The sequence below is a fragment of the Moorena sp. SIO4E2 genome, from assembly GCF_010671945.1.
GTDB lineage: Bacteria > Cyanobacteriota > Cyanobacteriia > Cyanobacteriales > Coleofasciculaceae > Moorena > Moorena producens.
In genome coordinates this window covers 1-1,659 of the sequence record NZ_JAAHIE010001132.1, presented here as the reverse complement: position 1 = coordinate 1,659, position 1,659 = coordinate 1, and the positions used below count along the sequence as shown (strand labels likewise).

General features: G+C 37.6%; 2 protein-coding genes. Both read right to left on the bottom strand.

Annotated features, from left to right (window positions below; genetic code table 11):
- Nucleotides 1-183: 183 nt before the first annotated feature.
- The gene (locus F6K37_RS41475; RefSeq protein WP_287257094.1) at nucleotides 184-423 is read right to left on the bottom strand and encodes a hypothetical protein; all 240 of its coding nucleotides are present in this window, start codon (nucleotides 421-423) and stop codon (nucleotides 184-186) included.
- Nucleotides 424-880: 457 nt separating this feature from the next.
- On the bottom strand, nucleotides 881-1,444 hold the full coding sequence (locus tag F6K37_RS41470) for a Uma2 family endonuclease (RefSeq protein ID WP_044493168.1): 564 nt from the start codon (nucleotides 1,442-1,444) through the stop codon (nucleotides 881-883).
- Nucleotides 1,445-1,659: the final 215 nt, after the last annotated feature.

Sequence of the window (1,659 nt, the reverse complement as noted above, 5' to 3'; positions counted from 1 at the left end):
CACTTCATTAACGCACTCTACAAGAGCTTTGATATCCCTGATATATTCGATTATTAATAAACGTAAATAGTTCAGGGTTTCGACATAGTGTTTCATTTTAGGATAATCAAAGTATTGTGAAAAATACCATTCAGTAAATTTAGGGATTTCTACTAGTTTTATTTTCTGTAATTCATTACTAATTTATTGGGTATTTAATGAATTATCATTAATCACTTGAAAGGCGTATCCTCTAATAGTATCGGTTAATAGTTCAATAATCCCTAATATACTAACGTCTTGATTTTCTTCCCATCGGTAAATTTTTATTCTTTCTGCCTGAGTAGCTTGATAGTCAATGAGCAATTGATTTGAGATTTGCTCAATATATCCTTTGGCTGTTATGGTATTATCAGCTTTGTTGGAAATATCTAAGTTTGGCATGATTTTTTTAAGTTTAGCCGTAAGAAATAATTTTGTTGTCTCTTTCTATAAGAAATTCAGTTCCTTTATTCCATCTCAATGCCCCATTGGGTAATTGGGTTTTTCGCGACCATTTTTTGTTAAAATTAGCGGCTTTTATGAGATACTTTAAATAATTCCCTTTAAAACCGTGTCTGTCTGCATGATCTACAATACTATTGGCTAGGCGTACCCATTCCTTAGGGTAGGGTGGGCAAATTATGAGAGAAAGGCAATTAGATCAAATATCATGTCCATTTGCCCACCCTACAAGAGCGTACGCACTGAATGCAGCGCATCGCTATTCCCTCTTCCCCTCCTGGGAGGGGTTAGGGGTGGGTTCCTCTTCCCTCTTATCTCTTCCCTGTTCCCTGTTCCCTGTTCCCTGTTCCCTAAAATCTAGAAATTGTGTACCTCACAAGTCGTAGAATTGCTATAGTTACAGTAATAACCAGGCAAATAAATCCTTAACTGTAAGATTTAGCTCACTTACAAAAGATGGTACAGGAAGTAACATATCGGGTTGATCGAATACCTCAATTTCTTGTTTAGAATGGTAAACAAACACAGTTTTTTCCTCTGGGTCAATCAACCAACCGATCTGGGTTCCATGCTTGAGGCAATGAAGAATATTTTTGGTTACTTTTGTGTGACTTTGGTCTGGAGATAAGATTTCAATAGTCCAATCTGGAGTCAGGTTAAATACATTGGCAATTTCTCCATTATCATCACAGGGAATTCGGTTCCAAAGAAATACTGAAATGTCAGGTATTATTGAGCGACCCCCAAAGGTACAACGTAATTCAGGAAAAGCGCAAGCAATTTTTTTAGCTTTTACCAAACTATTGATTGCGGGTATTAGTTCTCCTTGAAGACGACTATGTTTTCCTTGAGGCATGGGCTTCTGAATAATTTTTCCATCAAGGTACTCACTAGCAGGCTTTGTTTCCGGTAGTTTCAGAAACTCCTCCAATGTCAGTATTTTTGGTTGTGATTGTACCATTTCAGGGTTGTCTCCAATTGTGCCAGTAGGGGTAGGGTGGGCAAATTTTGAGAATTTGATCATTTCATCAGCTCTGATGCCCATTTGCCCACCCTACAAAATCAGGCGATCGGTCTTGCTTGTCACCTATTCAGCAGGTTAAGATTTTTTTGACTTGCTCTACAATTTTAACCGATAAACCAATTAACAACAGGGTAGACGGTAGTGGATTTGCT

Bases quoted from the DNA above. Each gene is read 5' to 3' on its own strand.
- F6K37_RS41470 (WP_044493168.1), bottom strand. From the start codon at position 1,444: ATGGTACAATCACAACCAAAAATACTGACATTGGAGGAGTTTCTGAAA.
- F6K37_RS41475 (WP_287257094.1), bottom strand. From the start codon at position 423: ATGCCAAACTTAGATATTTCCAACAAAGCTGATAATACCATAACAGCC.